This window comes from Pseudomonas sp. MWU16-30317 (assembly GCF_020515695.1).
In the GTDB taxonomy this organism is placed as follows: domain Bacteria; phylum Pseudomonadota; class Gammaproteobacteria; order Pseudomonadales; family Pseudomonadaceae; genus Aquipseudomonas.
In genome coordinates this window covers 453,373-471,189 of record NZ_JAIWJA010000003.1, presented here as the reverse complement: position 1 = coordinate 471,189, position 17,817 = coordinate 453,373, and the positions used below count along the sequence as shown (strand labels likewise).

14 protein-coding genes are annotated in these 17,817 nt (G+C 62.6%); 11 read left to right on the top strand and 3 right to left on the bottom strand.

The annotated features are described in order from the left end of the window. Positions 1–115 precede the first annotated feature (115 nt). Positions 116–3,049 carry an aminotransferase gene (locus LIX93_RS11195; RefSeq protein ID WP_226504104.1) on the bottom strand — a complete coding sequence of 978 codons (2,934 nt, stop codon included), beginning with the start codon at positions 3,047–3,049 and terminating at the stop codon, positions 116–118. A gap of 212 nt (positions 3,050–3,261) precedes the next feature. On the opposite strand from LIX93_RS11195, the gene rfbB reads away from it, so the two are divergent. From rfbB to LIX93_RS11165, 6 genes are all read left to right on the top strand, one after another. Further along, entirely contained in the window at positions 3,262–4,344 is a 1,083-nt protein-coding gene (gene rfbB, locus LIX93_RS11190) for a dTDP-glucose 4,6-dehydratase (protein ID WP_226504103.1), read from the top strand. Continuing rightward, a complete protein-coding gene (gene rfbA, locus LIX93_RS11185) occupies positions 4,341–5,216 on the top strand; it encodes a glucose-1-phosphate thymidylyltransferase RfbA (RefSeq protein WP_226504102.1) in 876 nt (291 codons plus the stop codon). Before rfbB ends, rfbA begins: the two co-directional genes overlap by 4 nt. Further along, positions 5,213–5,755 carry a dTDP-4-dehydrorhamnose 3,5-epimerase gene (gene rfbC, locus LIX93_RS11180; RefSeq protein ID WP_226504101.1) on the top strand — a complete coding sequence of 181 codons (543 nt, stop codon included), beginning with the start codon at positions 5,213–5,215 and terminating at the stop codon, positions 5,753–5,755. The genes rfbA and rfbC overlap by 4 nt, the downstream gene beginning before the upstream one ends. A 126-nt stretch (positions 5,756–5,881) precedes the next feature. Beyond that, positions 5,882–7,696 (top strand): ATP-binding protein, encoded by a 1,815-nt coding sequence (locus LIX93_RS11175; protein WP_226504100.1) that lies wholly within the window; start codon positions 5,882–5,884, stop codon positions 7,694–7,696. Beyond that, positions 7,693–9,081, top strand: coding sequence for a sigma-54 dependent transcriptional regulator (locus tag LIX93_RS11170; RefSeq protein WP_226504099.1), 1,389 nt, complete (start codon positions 7,693–7,695; stop codon positions 9,079–9,081). Before LIX93_RS11175 ends, LIX93_RS11170 begins: the two co-directional genes overlap by 4 nt. Positions 9,082–9,097: 16 nt before the next feature. Beyond that, complete coding sequence (locus LIX93_RS11165; protein ID WP_226504098.1) at positions 9,098–9,550, top strand: YiiD C-terminal domain-containing protein; 453 nt, start codon at positions 9,098–9,100, stop codon at positions 9,548–9,550. Positions 9,551–9,669: 119 nt separating this feature from the next. Here the strand turns inward: LIX93_RS11165 and cysQ are convergent, their stop codons facing one another. Beyond that, positions 9,670–10,509 (bottom strand): 3'(2'),5'-bisphosphate nucleotidase CysQ, encoded by an 840-nt coding sequence (gene cysQ / locus LIX93_RS11160; protein ID WP_226504097.1) that lies wholly within the window; start codon positions 10,507–10,509, stop codon positions 9,670–9,672. 229 nt (positions 10,510–10,738) lie between these two features. On the opposite strand from cysQ, the gene LIX93_RS11155 reads away from it, so the two are divergent. After that, positions 10,739–12,082: a hypothetical protein gene (locus tag LIX93_RS11155; RefSeq protein WP_226504096.1), complete on the top strand. Its 1,344-nt coding sequence runs from the start codon at positions 10,739–10,741 to the stop codon at positions 12,080–12,082. Here LIX93_RS11155 and nudE read toward each other — a convergent pair. Next, a complete protein-coding gene (gene nudE, locus LIX93_RS11150) occupies positions 12,073–12,639 on the bottom strand; it encodes an ADP compounds hydrolase NudE (RefSeq protein WP_226504095.1) in 567 nt (188 codons plus the stop codon). The two genes, LIX93_RS11155 and nudE, sit on opposite strands and share 10 nt — an antisense overlap. Positions 12,640–12,727: 88 nt before the next feature. Here nudE and yrfG point away from each other — a divergent pair, with 88 nt between their 5' ends. From yrfG to LIX93_RS11130, 4 genes are all read left to right on the top strand, one after another. Next, a complete protein-coding gene (gene yrfG / locus LIX93_RS11145) occupies positions 12,728–13,390 on the top strand; it encodes a GMP/IMP nucleotidase (protein WP_226504094.1) in 663 nt (220 codons plus the stop codon). A 104-nt stretch (positions 13,391–13,494) separates the two neighbouring features. Continuing rightward, positions 13,495–14,373: a LysR family transcriptional regulator gene (locus tag LIX93_RS11140; protein WP_226504093.1), complete on the top strand. Its 879-nt coding sequence runs from the start codon at positions 13,495–13,497 to the stop codon at positions 14,371–14,373. Between the two features lie 207 nt (positions 14,374–14,580). Further along, a complete protein-coding gene (fdhD, locus tag LIX93_RS11135) occupies positions 14,581–15,420 on the top strand; it encodes a formate dehydrogenase accessory sulfurtransferase FdhD (protein WP_226504092.1) in 840 nt (279 codons plus the stop codon). Then, a complete protein-coding gene (locus tag LIX93_RS11130) occupies positions 15,417–17,753 on the top strand; it encodes an FdhF/YdeP family oxidoreductase (RefSeq protein WP_226504091.1) in 2,337 nt (778 codons plus the stop codon). The genes fdhD and LIX93_RS11130 overlap by 4 nt, the downstream gene beginning before the upstream one ends. The last annotated feature ends 64 nt before the right edge of the window (positions 17,754–17,817 follow it).

The window sequence follows — 17,817 nt, the reverse complement described above, 5'->3', positions numbered from 1 at the left end:
AACCGATAAATATCGGCTTTAAAACAGCCGTGTGCGAGGGGGCTTGCCCCCGAAAGATCCATGGCCCTTCACGAGTTTCGAGGTGAGTCCGAGAACTTCGGGCGCAAGCCTCCTGCTACAGGCCTTCTGACAACACCTGGGCCACGCTGTCCACAAAGAAATCGACGCTTTGTCGGGTGGTGCACATCGGCGGTTTGATCTTGAGGATATTCAGATAATCCCCGGTCGGCTGCATGAAAATCCCCAGATCGAGCAGGCGATCGCACAGCGCGGCGGTCTCCAGCGTGGCGGGTTCCAGCGTCTGGCGATCCCGTACCAGCTCTAGCCCGAGGTAGAAACCCGAGCCATGCACGGCGCCCACCAGCGGATAATCATCGGTCAACGCCTGCAATCGCGCCTTGAAATGCCGGCCGACGTCACGCGCGTTGTCCCAGAGCTGCTCTTGCTGCATGACGTCGAGCACCGCCAGGCCGATGCGGCAACTGACCGGGCTGCCTCCCGCCGAGGAGAAAAAGTACCCCTCGGCCTCCAGCGCTTCGGCGATTTCCCGCCGAGTGATCACCGCGCCAAGGGGGTGGCCATTGCCCATGCCCTTGGCCAGGGTGATGATATCGGGCACCACGCCCTGCTCTTCGAAACCCCAGAAGTACTCGCCCAGCCGGCCATAGCCGACCTGCACCTCGTCGGCGATGCACACGCCCCCCAGTGCTCGCACGCGGGCATAGACCTGTTGCAGATAACCGGGCGGCAGAGCGATGCCGCCCGCGTTACCGTACACCGGCTCGCAGATGAACCCGGCGACCTGGCGGCCTTGCCCGCTCAGCCCTGCCAGGATGGCCTCCACATCGGCGACATAGTTGCCGGTGCTCTCGGCGCCGCGCCATTTGCCGCGATAGGTGTTAGGCGCCATGACCGGATGCACCCAGTCCGGCCGGGTGCTGAGTGCCTGCGGGTTGTCGGCGATCGAGGTCGAGATCGCATCGGTGGCCACCGACCAGCCGTGATAGGCCTCCAGCACGCTGAGCATGTCGCGCCCGCCGCTGGCGGCCCAGGCCAGGCGAATCGCCAGGTCGTTGGCCTCGGTGCCGCTGTTGACCAGAAACACCCGGTCCATCCCCGTCGGTGCCAGTGCCAGCAACTGCTCGGAAAACTCGGCAATGGCGGCGTAGTGAAAGCGCGAGTTGGTATTCAACAACGACCATTGCCGCGCCGCCTCGCTGGCCATGCGCGGGTGCCCATGGCCGAGCACCGCTACGTTGTTGAGCATGTCCAGATAAGAACGGCCCTGCATGTCGATCAAGTGGTTGCGCCAGCCGCGCTCGATGTGCGGTGGCGCCTGGTAGTAATGCTTTTGCGAGCGCGCGAAGCTGGCATCGCGGCGCTGCAACAGGCGCTGGGCGTCCACCGCCGGCGGGGCATCGCAATCAAAACCCAGCAGCGCCTGGGGCGAAGGGCAAAGGGCCTGCCAGGCGCGGGCCCGCAGCGCCGTGGTGAACAACGGCGGGGCGATCCATGCCATGCGGCACAATTGCACCCGCACCACGCCTTCGCTGCGGCCCAGGTACTGCCCCTCGGCGACGCCGCGATTGACCGCCGCCTCGTCGGTCGATACCTGCACACCCGTCAGGTACAAGCTGGCACCGTCGCCCACCAAACGCAGTCCGTCGGGCTCCACGGCCTCCAGTACCCCGCAGAAAGGCGCGTGCACCGCGCTCCCCGGCGGCAAGTGCAATTCGACATGCAGTGCACAGGTGGCCGGCGCCACGGCGCAGTCGATGCGGGTCTGGGACAATCGATATTCACCATACAGCGAACTGGCGACACCCTCGCTCCCCGCCTGCTCGGCCAGAATCCGCGAGTCGATCAACGGCGTCTCCCAGTTGCCCGCTTCGAACCACGGGCTCAGCACGCCCAGATCGACCCGGCGCACATCCTCGATCTGGAGCGTCGGCAGCAACGTGGACATCGGCAACGGCGCAGGCAGTCGCGGCGCCAGGCCCGCGCACTGCTGAATCGCCACCTCCATCAACTCGAAGGGGACCGAGGTGGCGACCTCGAAGATTTCCCATTCATGCTGCAGATTGGCGCGGATATAGGCGTTACCGGGGTCGACACTCAACTGCTGCTCGCTGCTCACCACCAGTACCGCCGCTCGGGCCACGATCATCGGCCACAGCGCGCGCAGTTCTTCGACCTGCAGCGGATTGGCGGCGTGATACGCGGCAATGGCCGGCAGCAAGGCGAACGGCTCGCCCGCAACGTGATGCAGCAGCGCCGCGCAGGTGACCGACAGGTCGGCGATACGCCAGGTACGCAGCACGTCGCCGAAGTCGATGATGCCCTGCAGTTGCCATTGGCGCTGCACGTCGCGCTGCCACACGGTGTTGTCATCGGTGATGTCCAGATGCACCGCCTGAACCGGCAGGCTGGGCAACAAGGCGTGCAGATGTCGCGCCGCTTGATCGCTGGCCCGCGCGACCTGGGCACGGCGCACGGGGTCGGCGAGTACGGGCAGCAGGTGATTGATCAACGGTTGCGCATGGCGCGGGTCCCATTGCAGGGTGCGGTCAAGGCCGGGATGCTGGAAATCCGCCAAGCCGATATCGATCTCGGCGCAGGCACGCCCCAGCCGCGCAAACTGTGGCGGCCCGACCCAGGCCTGCTTGGTCAGCGAGCTGCCTTCTATATAGTCCAGCAAGCGCAGCCGCACCGGCTGGCCGTCGATACTGAGTGACAGTAACGACTCGCCGTTCAGGGCAGCGACTACACCGGGTACCGGCAACCCGCGCTCGGCCAGGCGCGCCAATGCGCCATGCTGGGCGAGCAGTTCGCTGGCGGCGTAGCTGCCATGACAGATTTTCAGTACGTGGCGTTGTACTTCACCGTCGCTGCCCCTGCTCTCTACCCTGAAGTTGACATCCTGCTGGCTGCCCAGCCGCTCGAGGCTGGCGTCCAGACCATAATGCTCGCGCAACAAGCGCCGTGCCTGCTCGGGGTCGACCTGCGGCGACGGCAAACTGGAACGGTGCATCAGCGTAGTGAGCGGCATGGCATGACCTCGGCGATTTTCAGGCGCCAATATCGCCGTGAGCGGGCGAACGGTGCAAGTCCGACAGCGGCTTTATAGTTATCAGTGCCAATTTGTCAGCAAGGAAACCCAGCACTTACAGTTTGAGACGACTGCCGCTTGCTTCGCTTGATCATTGCCCACAATCTATGCGGCGAATAGCTTCACAGTCAGCTAAGGAAGAAGGCGATTACATGCGAATTCTGGTTACAGGCGGTGCCGGCTTCATCGGGTCGGCCGTAGTGCGTCACCTGATCGGCAACACCGAACACGAAGTCCTCAACCTCGACAAACTCACGTATGCCGGCAATCTCGAGTCCCTGGCTGCGATTGCCAGCAACAGCCGCTATGAGTTCGTGCAGGCCGATATTGCCGACCAGGCGACCGTCAGCGCCGTACTTGAGCGCTTCGCGCCCCAGGCGATCATGCATCTGGCTGCGGAGTCCCACGTCGATCGCTCCATCGATGGCCCTTCGGATTTCATCCAGACCAACATTGTCGGCACCTACAGCCTGCTCGAGGCCACCCGCGCCTACTGGCAGACACTGCCGACCGCCGAGCGCGAAGCGTTTCGTTTCCACCATATCTCCACCGATGAGGTGTACGGCGACCTGCACGGCGTCGACGACCTGTTCCTCGAGACCACCCCGTATGCGCCCAGCTCGCCCTATTCGGCCAGCAAGGCGGCGTCCGATCACCTGGTCCGGGCCTGGCAGCGTACCTATGGGCTGCCGGTGCTGGTCACCAACTGCTCGAACAACTACGGCCCGTATCACTTCCCGGAAAAACTCATTCCGCTGGTGATCCTCAACGCCTTGGCCGGCAAGCCGCTGCCGGTGTACGGCGATGGCCTGCAAGTGCGCGACTGGCTGTACGTCGAAGATCACGCCCGCGCGCTGTTCAAGGTCGTCACCGAAGGCAAGGTCGGCGAGACCTACAACATCGGTGGCCACAACGAGCAGAAAAACATCGACGTGGTGCGCGGTATCTGTGCCCTGCTCGAAGAACTGGCGCCTCAGCGCCCGGCCGGAGTGGCCCACTATGCCGACCTGATCACCTTCGTCAAGGATCGCCCCGGCCACGACCTGCGCTATGCCATCGATGCCGGCAAGATCGAGCGCGAGCTGGGTTGGGTCCCGGAAGAAACCTTCCAGAGCGGCCTGCGCAAGACCGTCCAGTGGTACCTCGACAACCTCGAGTGGTGCCGCCGCGTTCAGGATGGCAGCTATCAAGGCCAACGCCTTGGCATGACCGAACACAAGGATCTGCTCGCATGATCAAAGGTATCGTCCTGGCGGGCGGCTCCGGCACTCGCCTGCACCCCATCACCCTGGGTGTTTCCAAGCAACTGCTGCCGATCTACGACAAACCGATGATCTACTACCCGATCTCGGTGTTGATGCTGGCCGGTATCCGCGAGATCCTGCTGATCTCCACGCCTGTCGACCTACCGCAATACCGTCAGTTGCTGGGCGATGGCAGCCAGTTCGGGGTAAACATCCAATACGCCGAACAACCCGCGCCGGACGGCCTGGCGCAGGCATTCTTGATTGGCGAGGAGTTCATCGGCAACGACCCGGTGTGCCTGATCCTCGGCGACAACATCTTTCATGGCCAGCATTTCAGCGATCAGTTGCAGCGTGCCGCCAATGCCGGGCCGGGCGCCACGGTGTTCGGCTATTGGGTCAAGGATCCAGAGCGCTTTGGTGTCATCGATTTCGATGAGCACGGTCGCGCCCTGTCGATCGAAGAGAAGCCCACCCAGCCGAAATCCAGCTATGCCGTGACCGGCCTGTATTTCTACGACAACGATGTGGTCGAGATCGCCAAGGCGGTCAAGCCATCGCCGCGTGGCGAGCTGGAAATCACCGACGTCAACAACGCCTACCTGCAGCGCGGCGATCTGCGCGTCGAGCGCTTTGGCCGCGGCTTCGCCTGGCTCGACACCGGGACCCACGACAGCCTGCTGGAAGCTTCCCAGTACGTGCAGACCATTGAGCATCGTCAGGGCCTGAAAGTCGCCTGCCTTGAAGAAATCGCCTATCAGCAAGACTGGATCGACCGCGAACAACTGCTGGTCCGCGCCAAGGCGTTCGGCAAGACTGGCTATGGCCAATACCTGTTCGCCCTGGCCGGAGAGAAACGATGAAAGCTATTGCATGTGAAATCCCCGATGTATTCATCATCGAGCCGAAAGTATTTGGCGATGATCGCGGATTTTTCTACGAAAGCTTCAATGCGGCGGCCTTTCGTGAAGCGACGGGTGCAGCCGTGGAGTTCGTGCAGGACAACCACTCACGCTCGCAAAAGGGCGTGCTGCGCGGCCTGCATTACCAGATTGAAAACCCTCAGGGCAAGCTGGTACGCGTGACGCAGGGCACTGTACTGGACGTCGCTGTGGATATCCGCCGTACCTCGAAGACCTTCGGCCAATGGATCGGGGTCGAGCTGTCGGCCGAGAACTGCCGTCAGCTGTGGATTCCGGCGGGTTTCGCCCACGGTTTCGTGGTGCTGAGCGACACCGCCGAGTTCCTCTACAAGACCACCGACTACTACACGCCGAGTGCCGAGCGCTGCATCCGCTGGGATGACCCGACGTTGAACATCGACTGGCAGCTGAGTCAGGAGCCGCAACTGTCTGCCAAGGATAAACTCGGCAAGCTGTTGCAGGATGCCGAGCTGGCCTGAGGCTGCAAGCTGCAAGCTGCAAGCTGCAAGCTGCAAGCTGCAAGCTGCAAGCTGCAAGCATTAGAGCTTGCGGCTTGAAGCTTGAAGCTGGAAGCTTGCATCTCGCAGCTACCTCTCCGGCTTTCCATGAACAAGACCCCTATTCTCCCGCGCCGGCCTCGCTGGCGCAGCCTCGCCATCCTGGCGATCTGCCTTGCGCCCTTGCTGTGGCCGTTGCAACGCCTGGCCGAGCGGTACTATGGCAGCGAGCTCGCCAGCCAGAATCGCCAGACCCTCGATCTCTACGTCGCCAACCTGCTAGGCACCCTGCATCGCTACGAAACGCTGCCGCAGATCCTCGGCGACCTGCCCGCCCTGCGCCAGACCCTGGCGACCCCTGCCTCGGCAGCCACCGTCGACAACGCCAACCATTTGCTCAAGGCCATCGCGCGCCAGACCGGTGCCGAAGTGATGTACCTCATGGACACCAAAGGCCTCACCCTGGCGGCGTCCAACTGGGATCACAAGGACAGCTTCATCGCGCGCAATTTCGCTTTCCGCCCGTATTTCCGAGATGCCCTCGCCGGGCAGATGGGGCGGTTTTTCGGGCTGGGCACCACCTCGGCCAAACGCGGCTATTTCTTCGCCGCGCCAGTGCGAGAAGGCAACCAGGTGATCGGCGTGTTCGTGGTCAAGGTCGACCTGGACCACACCGAAACGCTCTGGGGCAACACCCCCGAGCAACTGCTGCTGACCGACAACAACGGCGTGGTCATCCTCACTTCGCGGCCCGACTGGCGGTTCAAGGCCACCAGGGCGCTCAGCGATAGCGAGCGCCAGAGCATCGCCGAAGTGCAGCCCTACCCGACCCGCGACCCGCAACCGCTGCGCCTCGACACGGGCGCCTGGGTCACCCAGACCCAAAGCATCGGCGAAACCGGTTGGGACGTGAGTATCCTTGCGCCCCGCACCCTGATCGATCGCCCTGTCCGCACGGTGGTCGCCGTCGGTGGCGCTACCCTGCTGGTGCTGATGCTATTGTTGGGCCTGATGATGCAACGCCGCCGTCACTACCTGGACCGCATCAACTTCGACACCAAGGCCCGACACGAGCTGGAGAAGCGCGTGATCGAACGGACCAGCGCCCTGGAAGGCCTCAATAGCCGACTGAAACAGGAAGTACTGATCCGCGAAGAGGCCCAGCAAAACCTCGTGCAGGCCCAGGACGAACTCGTCCAGGCGGGCAAGCTGTCGGTGCTCGGGACCATGTCAGCCAGCATCAGCCACGAGCTCAATCAGCCGCTGGCCGCCATTCGCAGCTACGCCGAGAACGCCGAAGTGCTGCTCGATCATCAACGTACCGACGATGCCCGCGGCAACCTCAAGCTGATCAACGAACTGACCGGGCGCATGGCCTCGATCATCGCCCACTTGCGCGCATTCGCCCGCCGCGACCACCACGCGCCGGAAAGCGTGGCCCTGCAACCGGCACTCGATGATGCCCTGGCACTGCTCGGCAAGCGCCGCCGGGCCATGGCCGTGGAACTGATCCGCGATGTGCCTGACGCCACACTTTGGGTACAAGCCGGGGAAACCCGCTTGCGGCAGATCCTCGGCAACCTGCTGGCCAACGCCCTCGACGCCTTGACCGAGAAAGCGAACCCGCGCTGCCTGTGGATCAGCGCCGAGCAGACCGCCGAAGGTATCAACTTGAGCATTCGCGATAATGGGCCGGGCTTCAGCAGCGTCGCCCTGGCGCGCGCGCGCGAGCCATTCTTCACCACCAAGACCCGCACCCAGGGCCTTGGCCTTGGGCTGGCGATCTGCGATACCCTGATCGGCGCTCTGGGCGGCGAACTGGTCCTGGCCAATCACCCCCAGGGCGGCGCCCTCCTGACCCTGCGCCTGCGCGCGGGCGCACCGGGCGTCAATCTGCAACCACCAGAGGATCTCTCGGTATGAGCCATGAGCCGATCATCGACAGCCAGATCCAAGTGGTATTGATCGATGACGACAAACACCTGCGTCAGGCCCTGACCCAGACCCTCGACCTCGCCGGCCTGAAAATCCTGCCACTGGCCGACGCCCGCGGCCTCGCCGAACGTATCGAGCGTGACTGGCCGGGGGTAGTGGTCAGCGATATCCGCATGCCGGGTATCGATGGCTTGCAATTGCTCGAACAACTGCACGCCCAGGATGCCGAGCAGCCCGTGCTGCTGATCACCGGCCATGGCGATGTGCCCTTGGCCGTGCAGGCCATGCGTTCCGGCGCCTATGACTTTCTGGAAAAGCCCTTCGCCAGCGATGCCCTGCTCGACAGCGTGCGGCGCGCCCTGGCCCTGCGCCGCCTGGTGCTCGACAATCGCAGCCTGCGCCTGGCCCTGAGTGATCGCCAGGCACTGAGCACGCGCCTGGTGGGGCAGTCGGCGTCGATGACGCGCTTGCGCGAGCAGATCGGCGCCCTGGCCGCGACCAAGGCCGACGTGCTGATCCTCGGCGAAACCGGTGCCGGCAAGGAAGTCGTGGCGCGAGCCCTGCACGACCTGTCGAATCGCCGTGGCGGGCCTTTCGTAGCAATCAACGCCGGGGCGCTGGCCGAGTCGGTAGTCGAGAGCGAACTGTTCGGCCACGAACCTGGGGCGTTCACGGGCGCGCAGAAGCGCCGTATCGGCAAGTTCGAATTCGCCAATGGCGGCACCTTGTTCCTCGATGAAATTGAAAGCATGAGCCTCGACGTACAGGTCAAACTGCTGCGGCTGCTGCAAGAGCGAGTGGTCGAGCGCCTGGGTGGCAATCAGCAGATCCGCCTCGATATCCGCGTGATCGCCGCTACCAAGGAGGACTTGCGCCACGCTGCCGATCAAGGGCGCTTCCGCGCCGACCTCTACTACCGCCTGAACGTCGCCAATCTGCGCATTCCGCCGCTGCGTGAACGCGGCGAAGATGTATTGATGCTGTTCCAGCATTACGCCGATGCTGCCAGCGATCGCCACGGCCTGTTGCCGCATTCCCTGGGCCCCGGCCAGCGCGCGTTGTTGTTGCGCCACAGCTGGCCAGGCAACGTGCGGGAGCTGCAAAACGTTGCTGAGCGTTTCGCGTTGGGACTGGAGCTTGAACTCGACGTACCGGTCAACGAACCGCCCGGCAGTGTCCCGAGCGTTATCGAGGGCGGGCTGGGCGAGCAAGTCGAACACTTCGAGCGCTCACTGATCGCCGCCGAGATGGCCCGCCCCCACAGTTCGATGCGCAGCCTGGCCGAAGCCTTGGGCCTGCCCCGCAAGACCCTCCACGACAAATTGCGCAAACACGGCCTGACCTTCGCCAGTGGCGAGGACTCGGACTCATGAGCCAGGAAACCCGTTGATGAACCCTGTCGAACACTTGCAGCAGGTGCTGCACCACGATATCCCGCTCACCGCCGACATGCAGATGCAGGTCTTGAGCTGGGAGGCCCACGCATTACGATTGCGACTGCCGCTGGAGCCTAACGTCAACCATAAAAACACCATGTTCGGCGGCAGCCTGTACTGCGGTGCCGTACTGGTGGGATGGGGATGGCTATACCTGAGCTTGCGCGATGCCGGCATCGAAGACGGCCATGTCGTCATTCAGGAAGGCCAGATCAGTTATCCACAGGCGGTACGTGGCGCTGGCATCGCCCACTGTGAAATGCCCGAAGCGGCGGTGTGGCAGCGGTTTATCACGACCTACCAGCGCCGTGGCCGGGCGCGGATCACGCTACAGACGCGGATCAGCAATGAGGGCAGCGACGAGGATGCCGTGCGCTTCAGCGGGCAGTATGTGTTGCACCGCTGAAAGAGTGCGGTGAAGCGACGGGCCTCTTCGCGGGCAAGCCTTGCTCCCACAGTGCGCGCCGCAGCTGAGCCATACACCCGGGGGAGCCCGCGAACAGGCCCGCAGGCACACCGATAGATTCAAAGATGTTTGAGCAACGCCTCACGCCACGGCGCCTTTGCGGGCAACGCCATGAAGAACGGATTCAACAGCGATTCCCGAGCCGGATAGCGGAACGGCGAACCGTCCACTTCCAGCACTTCACCGCCCGCCCCTTCCAGCACCCCTTGCGCCGCAGCAGTGTCCCACTGCGAGGTCGGCGCCAGCCGCGGGTAGCAATCGGCAGCACCTTCGGCCAGCAGGCAGAATTTAAGCGAACTGCCGATATTGGCCAGCTCCAGCGCCCCCATATCGGCCTTCAACCCCTCCAGCAAACGCTCCTGTTCCGGGCTCGAATGACGGCGGCTGGCGACCACCACCAGAGGGCTGCCTGCTGGAGGCTGGTCGCGCACAGCAATCGCCTTGCTCTCGCCATCCCCCTCACTGCGCCACGCGCCCAGCCCAGCGCCACCGCTGTAACAACGGCCATTGGTCGGCATCGACACCACGCCGAACACGATCCGACCCTGCTCCACCAAGGCGATATTGACCGTGAATTCTTCGCTGCCGCTGATGAACTCCTTGGTGCCATCCAGCGGATCGACCAGCCACCAACGCTGCCAGCCCTGGCGCACGCTGAGAGGGATATCAGCGTCTTCTTCAGACAGGATCGGAATATCCGGCGCCAGCGCCGTCAGCCCGGCGACGATGACGTGGTGAGCGGCCAGGTCAGCCGCCGTAACGGGCGAATCGTCGGATTTGACCTCTACCGCAACATCCGCGCGCCAGAACGGCAGGATCGCTTCGCCGGCGCGGTGAGCCAGTTCTATGACACCGGGCAACAGCGGATGGGCACTGAGGGGGGTTACAGCTTGAGGCATGGTCGAAAACTCCAACGTTGAATCGGCGTGCCGCGGTGCGCGCCAGCCGATGAGCTTGGGACAGCCGGAGGATGTAGTCAAACCTGACGCTACCCGCGAGGCTGGTAACACGAATCAGCGCAGACGCGCTACCTGACACTTCTGAGAGGTGTGGGCAGATATGGCCCCCAGTAAGCTCCTAGAGACCGAACCTTTCGGGTTTATCTTAATCATCCAAAGGGGCATCATCATGGCTAATCAAAATCAATCAAGACGGCCGGGGGATCTCAATCCGGCGTTCAACGGCGGCAAGGTTACGCTGGATCACACCGGTAACGCTGCATTCGTACTCAGCCTGGAACAGACTACGGACGCAAATCTCCTCGTACTCTCTCGCAGTATCGGCGCTCGGGGCTACTTTCTCAGCCAATTCACCCCGCAAGGCGAACTTGATCCCTCGTTCGCCGACGGCGCAGGTTTCGTTCACGTCGAAGATCCGATCTACGAGGACCGCGACAGGTTGCATTTGCTGAAGAACGGATCGTTTTTAGTAACCGGCGGTTCAGATAGCGAGCTCCTGTCAGCTTCACGCTTTCACGCTGATGGTCGGCTGGATAGCACGTATGGCAAAGACGGCCACGCTGTCGTACACGTGTCCGAATTGATCTTTGATGGTGAGAGCGGGGCTCGCATTCATACCCCGGAACATAAATCGGCTCAAGATAAGGGCCTGCCACCGAAGACCGGAAACCTGATCAGCATTGCTGACGGTGACAGCTTGTATCTGGTGTTAACAGTCGGCTGGGGTGGTTACGACGAATTGCTGCCGGTAGTAGTCCGCCTCGACAACCAGGGCAAGTTGGACAGAGCATTCAACGGCTCCGGTTATATAGTGCTAACACTGGCGGGCACCCTCATCCCCTTCAACTTTGCCGTCGCGGCCGCTCTGCAAACGGGAGGCGCCGGGAGCAGTAAGCTGGTAATTCTCGTCAAGGAGGCATTACCGTTTACCAACCCAGATGAAGGGCAGCAATTCCTGGTGCGTTACGACGCTGAGGGCAAACAGGACTACAGCTTCGGTGGCAATGGCAACGACCAAGGATTGGTGCGCATCGATAAGTATGATTTTTATGTCGTCAACGCTTTGTGGGCCGATGAGAACGGCGCATTGAAAGTGCTGGGGGCCTCGGTGAAGGACGGCATAGGCCTCAAAGGTGCTATAAGTGGCTATACCGCTGAGGGTCAAGTTGATACTTCGTTCAACCGGGGAGAGTTACTATTGAAAGAGATCGTGCCGGGTTATGGAAATTGGCACGGTGGGGCTTTTTATGGTCAAGGCATAGAGGCGCGAATGGTATTGTCCACGTCCGTGCCCAAAGATGTGACGAGGATCGGGGTAGTGCGCCTGCTTGATGACGGAAATTTCGATGAGACGTTCGGCGAGCAAGGCATCGCGGCCTTCGATCCAGCAGATAGCGGCCTGCTGGTCTTGGCACAACTGCAACTACTCCCCAACGAGGACATTATTCTCGGCTTCAAGAATGATATCTGGTGGCTGCAGGGCGGTGCCGCGACACCCACCCATCATGGTTGAAAGCTGCCCCGCTGTGTCAGCAGATCCCGAGCCAGATACAGCGCCGCCAGCGCCCGCCCTTCGGAGAATTGCGGGTGCTGGGCCAGGCTTGCCAGTTCGCGCAGGTTGACGCGATCAACGCGCATCTCTTCAGGCTCGTCGCCCTCCAGGCGTTCTTCGTATAGGTCAGAGGCCAGCACCACCTGGATTTTCTGGCTCATGTAGCCGGGCGACAGCGACAGCTCGGTCAGATGCTCCAACTGCCGCGCACCGTAGCCGGCCTCTTCCTTGAGTTCGCGATTGGCCGCCGCCAGCACGTCCTCGCCCGGCTCGATCAGGCCCTTGGGCAAGGACAGTTCGTATTCGTCGGTACCGCCGCAATACTCCTCGATCAACAACGCATGGTCGCTGTCGATCATCGCCACGATCATTACCGCACCATGGCCGGTGCCGCGCCCGACCAGCCGTTCATAGGTGCGCTCGACGCCATTGCTGAACCGTAATTCCACCTGTTCGACACGGAATAGACGGCTGCTGGCGACGATCTCGCGGGAAAGGGCGATAGGTTTCTGGCGCATGGGGGCGGCTCCTGAGCGTGAACGGGTTACTATACCGTGGCTTTTGCCTGCAAAGGCCATCGAACCAACCCATTGCCCGAGAATCTTTATGGCTCCCCTCGCCTGGCAAGACATCGACACCGTGCTGCTCGACATGGACGGCACCCTGCTGGACCTGCACTACGACAACCATTTCTGGATGGAACACCTGCCGCAACGCTACGCCGAGCTGCATGGCGTCAGCCGCACCATGGCCGAGCTCGAAATCCATCCATTGTTCGAGCGCAATGCCGGCAAGCTGACCTGGTACTGCCTGGACCACTGGAGCGCCGAGCTGAATCTGTCGGTGCGCGACCTCAAGGTCGAAACCGCGCACTTGATTGCCCTGCGGCCCGATGCCGACACCTTTCTGGCCGCGATACGCGATGCCGGCAAGCGAGTGATCCTGATCACCAACGCCCATCGTGACTCGCTGTCGCTGAAGATGGAGCGGATTGAACTGGCGCCCTATTTCGAGCGCCTGATCAGTTCCCATGATTACGGCTACCCCAAGGAAACCCAGCAGTTCTGGGACGCCCTGCAGGCCGACATCGGCTTCGATCCGGCGCGCAGTCTGTTTATCGACGATACCTTGCCGATACTGCGCAGCGCGCGCGCGTTCGGCGTCGGGCATCTGCTGGCGGTGCGCGAGCCTGATAGCAAGAAGGGCCCCAAGGACACCGAGGAATTCGACGCGGTGGAGGATTATCGCGAGTTGATCAAAGGTCTTTGAGCGACCTTTGTTGCGCATTGACGGCTTATTCTCGGTGTGGGGTGTGAGCTGTGTGCAAGCTGCAGCGGCCTCTCAGATCCCCCAAACGTGCGCCAGGAATGCAGATGGACATAAAACAACTCAAATTCCTCATCGCCCTCGACGAAACCCGGCATTTCGGCCAGGCCGCGGCGCGCTGCCACATCACCCAGCCGACGCTGTCGATGCGCCTGCGCAACCTCGAGCAGGAACTCGACCTGCCCCTGGTCAACCGTGGTCAGCGCTTCGAAGGTTTCACTGCGCCCGGCGAGCGCGTGCTGGCCTGGGCGCGCACCGTGCTGGCGGCCTATGACGGCCTGCAAGCCGAGGCGGCAGCCTGCCGCGGTAACCTGGTTGGCACCTTGCGACTTGGCGTGGTGCCCTTGTCGAGTTTCGACCCGCTGCCGCTGCTGCATCGCTTGCACGGCCAGCATCCCAATCTGCGCTTCGAACTCAGTGCGCTGAGCTCCGAGCAGATTCTTGAGCAGTTGGCCAGCAATCGACTCGATATCGGCGTGTCTTACCTGGAGCGGCTGGACACCGAGCGCTTCGAATCCCTGGCGCTGGACGAAACGCGCATGGGCTTGCTCTACGATCAGCGCCATTTTGATTTTGGTGATCAGCCCTTGAGCTGGGAAACATTGGCCGAGCTACCATTGGCCGCCCTGACCAGCGGCATGCACTTTCGCCAGTCCATGGATCACAACTTCCACAGTCGCGGCTTGAATCCATCGTTCCTGCTGCAGACCGATGCCGTTCATCAGTTGCTGCAGGCCGTCCATGGCGGGCTTTGCTGTGCCGTGATGCCGTTGAATGGCGGCCTTGATGCGCTGACCGAACATCTGCGCCTGGCGCCCATCGCCGACGCCCATACCCTTGCGGGGCTGGGGCTGATCATGCGCCGCAGCGCGCCCCGCTCGGCGCTGGCTGAGGCGTGCTTTGCGCTGTGTCGTAAAACGTCCTGAATTGTGCGCTGACCATACCGCCCTTTTCGTGGGCAGAGCCCGCTCCCACTCTCCATTGTGGGAGCAGGGATCGCCCGCGAAAGGGCCACCATTCACAACCCAAACCCATCTTCATCGACGCCATCTATCGGCATATCAGTACTAGCGATTAGACGTCCACCGCTGGCAGGCCTAGGCTTTAGCCTACCTTCCAGCCGGTAATCTGCGATGAATGCCAAACGCCCGGCCCCCGCGGCGTCCAGCTTTTCGACGGCCGCTGCAGCGGCCAGTCATGAATACAGTTTCTGCACCCTCGAGCACGAAGGTGAGACCGCCACCGCGCTGGCCGAAGAGGTCGCCCTGGCGATCGCCTACAACGGCATCAGCCAGGCGGTCATGCTGGTCAGCCCCACCGATCTCGAAGACTTCATCGTCGGCTTCAGCATTGGCAGCGGCCTGATTGCCAGCCCCGATGAAATCTACGACATCAAGCTCAGCGGCTGTGGCTCGGCGCAACAAGCCGAGGTCGAGATCGCGAGCCGTGCCTTCTGGAACCTCAAGGATCAACGCCGCCAAATGGCCGGCACCAGTGGCTGCGGCCTGTGCGGCGTAGAAGCCGTCGAACAGGCGTTGCCCGACCTCAAGGTACTGCCCGGCGCGCCCCTGCCGCCCGCGCACTGGCTCGACGGCCTGCGCCAGCGCATCAGCGACTTCCAGCCGCTGGGCCAGCATTGCGGCGCGGTACACGCCGCCATCTTCATGGATGGTCGTGGCGAGCTGCTGCTCGGCCGTGAAGACATCGGCCGCCACAATGCCCTCGACAAACTCATCGGTGCCCTGCTGCGCCAACGCATCGACACCACCGGCGGCGTAGCCGTGGTGACCAGTCGCTGCAGCCTGGAATTGATTCAGAAAGTCCTGCGGGCCGGCATCCAGACCCTGGTCAGCCTGTCGTCCCCCACCGGCCTGGCCCTGCAATGGGCGCGCCGCCACAACCTCAATCTTATCCACCTGCCGCACCACAGTGCGCCGCGGGTCTATAGCCCCGCGATGGAGAAATCAGCGTGACCACTCACAACCAAGCCGACAAGACCCCGACGCCGCGCTACAAGCCGTACAAAGGTGCAGCCGGTGGCTGGGGCGCGCTGATCAGCGTGACCCAAGCCTGGCTGACCAGCGATAACGCGCTGAAGAATATTCGCACCATGCTCAAGACCAACCAGAACGGCGGCTTCGACTGCCCCGGTTGCGCCTGGGGCGATTCGCCGGAAAGCGGCATGGTCAAGTTCTGCGAGAACGGCGCCAAGGCGGTCAACTGGGAGGCCACCAAGCGCCGCGTCGATGGCAGTTTTTTCGCCAAGCACAGCGTGACCTCGCTGCTGGAGCAGAGCGACTATTGGCTCGAATACCAGGGCCGACTGACCGAGCCGATGGTCTACGATGCCGAGACCGATCGCTACAAGCCCATTACCTGGGAAAACGCCTACGGCCTGGTGGCCAGGCACCTGCTCAACCTCACCAGCCCGGACCAGGCCGAGTTCTACACCTCGGGCCGGGCCAGTAACGAGGCGGCTTACCTGTACCAGCTGTTCGTGCGCGCGTACGGCACCAACAACTTCCCCGATTGCTCGAACATGTGCCACGAGGCCAGCGGTGTGGCGCTGTCGCAAAGTGTCGGGGTCGGCAAAGGCACCGTGACCTTCGACGACTTCGAACACGCCGAGGCGATTTTCGTCTGGGGCCAGAACCCCGGCACCAACCATCCACGGATGCTCGAGCCCCTGCGCGAAGCCGTGGAGCGTGGTGCCCAGGTAGTGTGTATCAACCCGCTCAAGGAGCGCGGCCTCGAGCGCTTCCAGCACCCGCAGCACCCGTTGGAGATGCTCACCAACGGCGACAAGCCGACCAACACCGCGTTCTTCCGCCCAGGCTTGGGTGGCGATATGGCGATGATGCGCGGCATGGCCAAGTTCCTGCTGCAGTGGGAGCGCGATGCGCAAGCCCAGAACGCCCCGTCGGTGTTCGACCATGACTTCCTCAATGCCCACACCGTCTCGGTGCTGGACTACCTCGCTGCCGTTGACGCCACTTCGTGGGAACAGATCACCGAGCAGTCCGGCCTGCCGCTGGACGACATCGAGCTTGCTGCGCGCATGTACGTCAAGGCCGAGAAGGTCATCATGTGCTGGGCCATGGGCATCACTCAGCATCGCCACTCGGTCGCGACCATCCAGGAAATCGCCAACCTGATGCTGCTGCGCGGTAACGTCGGCGCGCCGGGCGCCGGCCTGTGTCCAGTACGCGGCCACAGCAACGTGCAGGGCGACCGCACCATGGGCATCAACGAGCGCCCGCCGGCCTTTTTCCTCGATGCCCTGGAGCAACGCTTCAAGTTCACCGTACCGCGCAGCCATGGCCACAACGTGATCGAAGCCATCCACGCGATGATCGATGGGCGCGCCAAGGTATTCATCGGCCTGGGCGGCAACTTCGTACAGGCCACGCCTGACAGTCACCGCACCGCCGAGGCGCTGCGCAACTGCGACCTGACGGTGCAGATCAGCACCAAGCTCAACCGCAGCCACCTGATCCACGGTAAACAGGCGCTGATCCTGCCGTGCCTGGGGCGTACCGATATCGACCTGCAGAGCGAAGGTCCACAAGCCGTGACCGTGGAGGACTCGTTCAGCATGGTCCACGCTTCCAACGGTCAACTGCAGCCCCTGTCGCGGCAGATGCACTCGGAGCCGGCCATCATCGCGGGCATCGCCGCTGCGACTCTGGGCACGCACCCGGTAGACTGGAAATGGCTGGTAGCCGACTACGACCGCATTCGTGATCTGATCGCCGACACCATCCCGGGCTTCAAGGATTTCAACGAGCGCCTGAAAAATCCTGGCGGTTTCTATCTGGGCAACAGCGCTGGCGCGCGCAAGTGGAGCACCGCGAGCGGCCGCGCCAATTTCAAACCCAACGCCCTGCCCAACGACCTGATTCATGAACGGGTTCGTGCCACCGGGCAGATCCCGGATCTGATCATGCAATCGATGCGCTCCCACGATCAGTACAACACCACGATCTACGGCCTGGACGATCGCTATCGTGGCGTGCGTGGCCAGCGTGACGTGCTGTTCGCCAACGAAGCGGACATCATCCGTCTGGGCTTCCGGCCAGGGCAGAAGGCCGACCTGATCTCGATCTGGGACGATGGCCGTGAGCGCCGGGTCAACGGCTTCACCTTGCTGGCGTTCGACATCCCAGCCGGCCAGGCAGCCGCCTACTATCCTGAAGTCAACCCGCTTATTCCGTTGGAAAGCGTGGGCGACGGCAGCAGCACGCCGACGTCCAAATTTGTCGCGATTCGCCTGGAAGCAACGGCCCAAAGCGCCAGAATCCTGTAATCTGCGCACACGAAAAAGGCCTTTTGCGCAATGCAAAAGGCCTTCGTGAAGAGTAAAAGACTTC

Bases quoted from the DNA above. Each gene is read 5' to 3' on its own strand.
- rfbB (WP_226504103.1), top strand. From the start codon at position 3,262: ATGCGAATTCTGGTTACAGGCGGTGCCGGCTTCATCGGGTCGGCCGTA.
- LIX93_RS11155 (WP_226504096.1), top strand. From the start codon at position 10,739: ATGGCTAATCAAAATCAATCAAGACGGCCGGGGGATCTCAATCCGGCG.
- LIX93_RS11195 (WP_226504104.1), bottom strand. From the start codon at position 3,049: ATGCCGCTCACTACGCTGATGCACCGTTCCAGTTTGCCGTCGCCGCAG.
- nudE (WP_226504095.1), bottom strand. From the start codon at position 12,639: ATGCGCCAGAAACCTATCGCCCTTTCCCGCGAGATCGTCGCCAGCAGC.
- fdhD (WP_226504092.1), top strand. From the start codon at position 14,581: ATGAATGCCAAACGCCCGGCCCCCGCGGCGTCCAGCTTTTCGACGGCC.
- LIX93_RS11175 (WP_226504100.1), top strand. From the start codon at position 5,882: ATGAACAAGACCCCTATTCTCCCGCGCCGGCCTCGCTGGCGCAGCCTC.
- LIX93_RS11165 (WP_226504098.1), top strand. From the start codon at position 9,098: ATGAACCCTGTCGAACACTTGCAGCAGGTGCTGCACCACGATATCCCG.
- LIX93_RS11140 (WP_226504093.1), top strand. From the start codon at position 13,495: ATGGACATAAAACAACTCAAATTCCTCATCGCCCTCGACGAAACCCGG.
- yrfG (WP_226504094.1), top strand. From the start codon at position 12,728: ATGGCTCCCCTCGCCTGGCAAGACATCGACACCGTGCTGCTCGACATG.
- rfbA (WP_226504102.1), top strand. From the start codon at position 4,341: ATGATCAAAGGTATCGTCCTGGCGGGCGGCTCCGGCACTCGCCTGCAC.
- rfbC (WP_226504101.1), top strand. From the start codon at position 5,213: ATGAAAGCTATTGCATGTGAAATCCCCGATGTATTCATCATCGAGCCG.
- LIX93_RS11170 (WP_226504099.1), top strand. From the start codon at position 7,693: ATGAGCCATGAGCCGATCATCGACAGCCAGATCCAAGTGGTATTGATC.
- cysQ (WP_226504097.1), bottom strand. From the start codon at position 10,509: ATGCCTCAAGCTGTAACCCCCCTCAGTGCCCATCCGCTGTTGCCCGGT.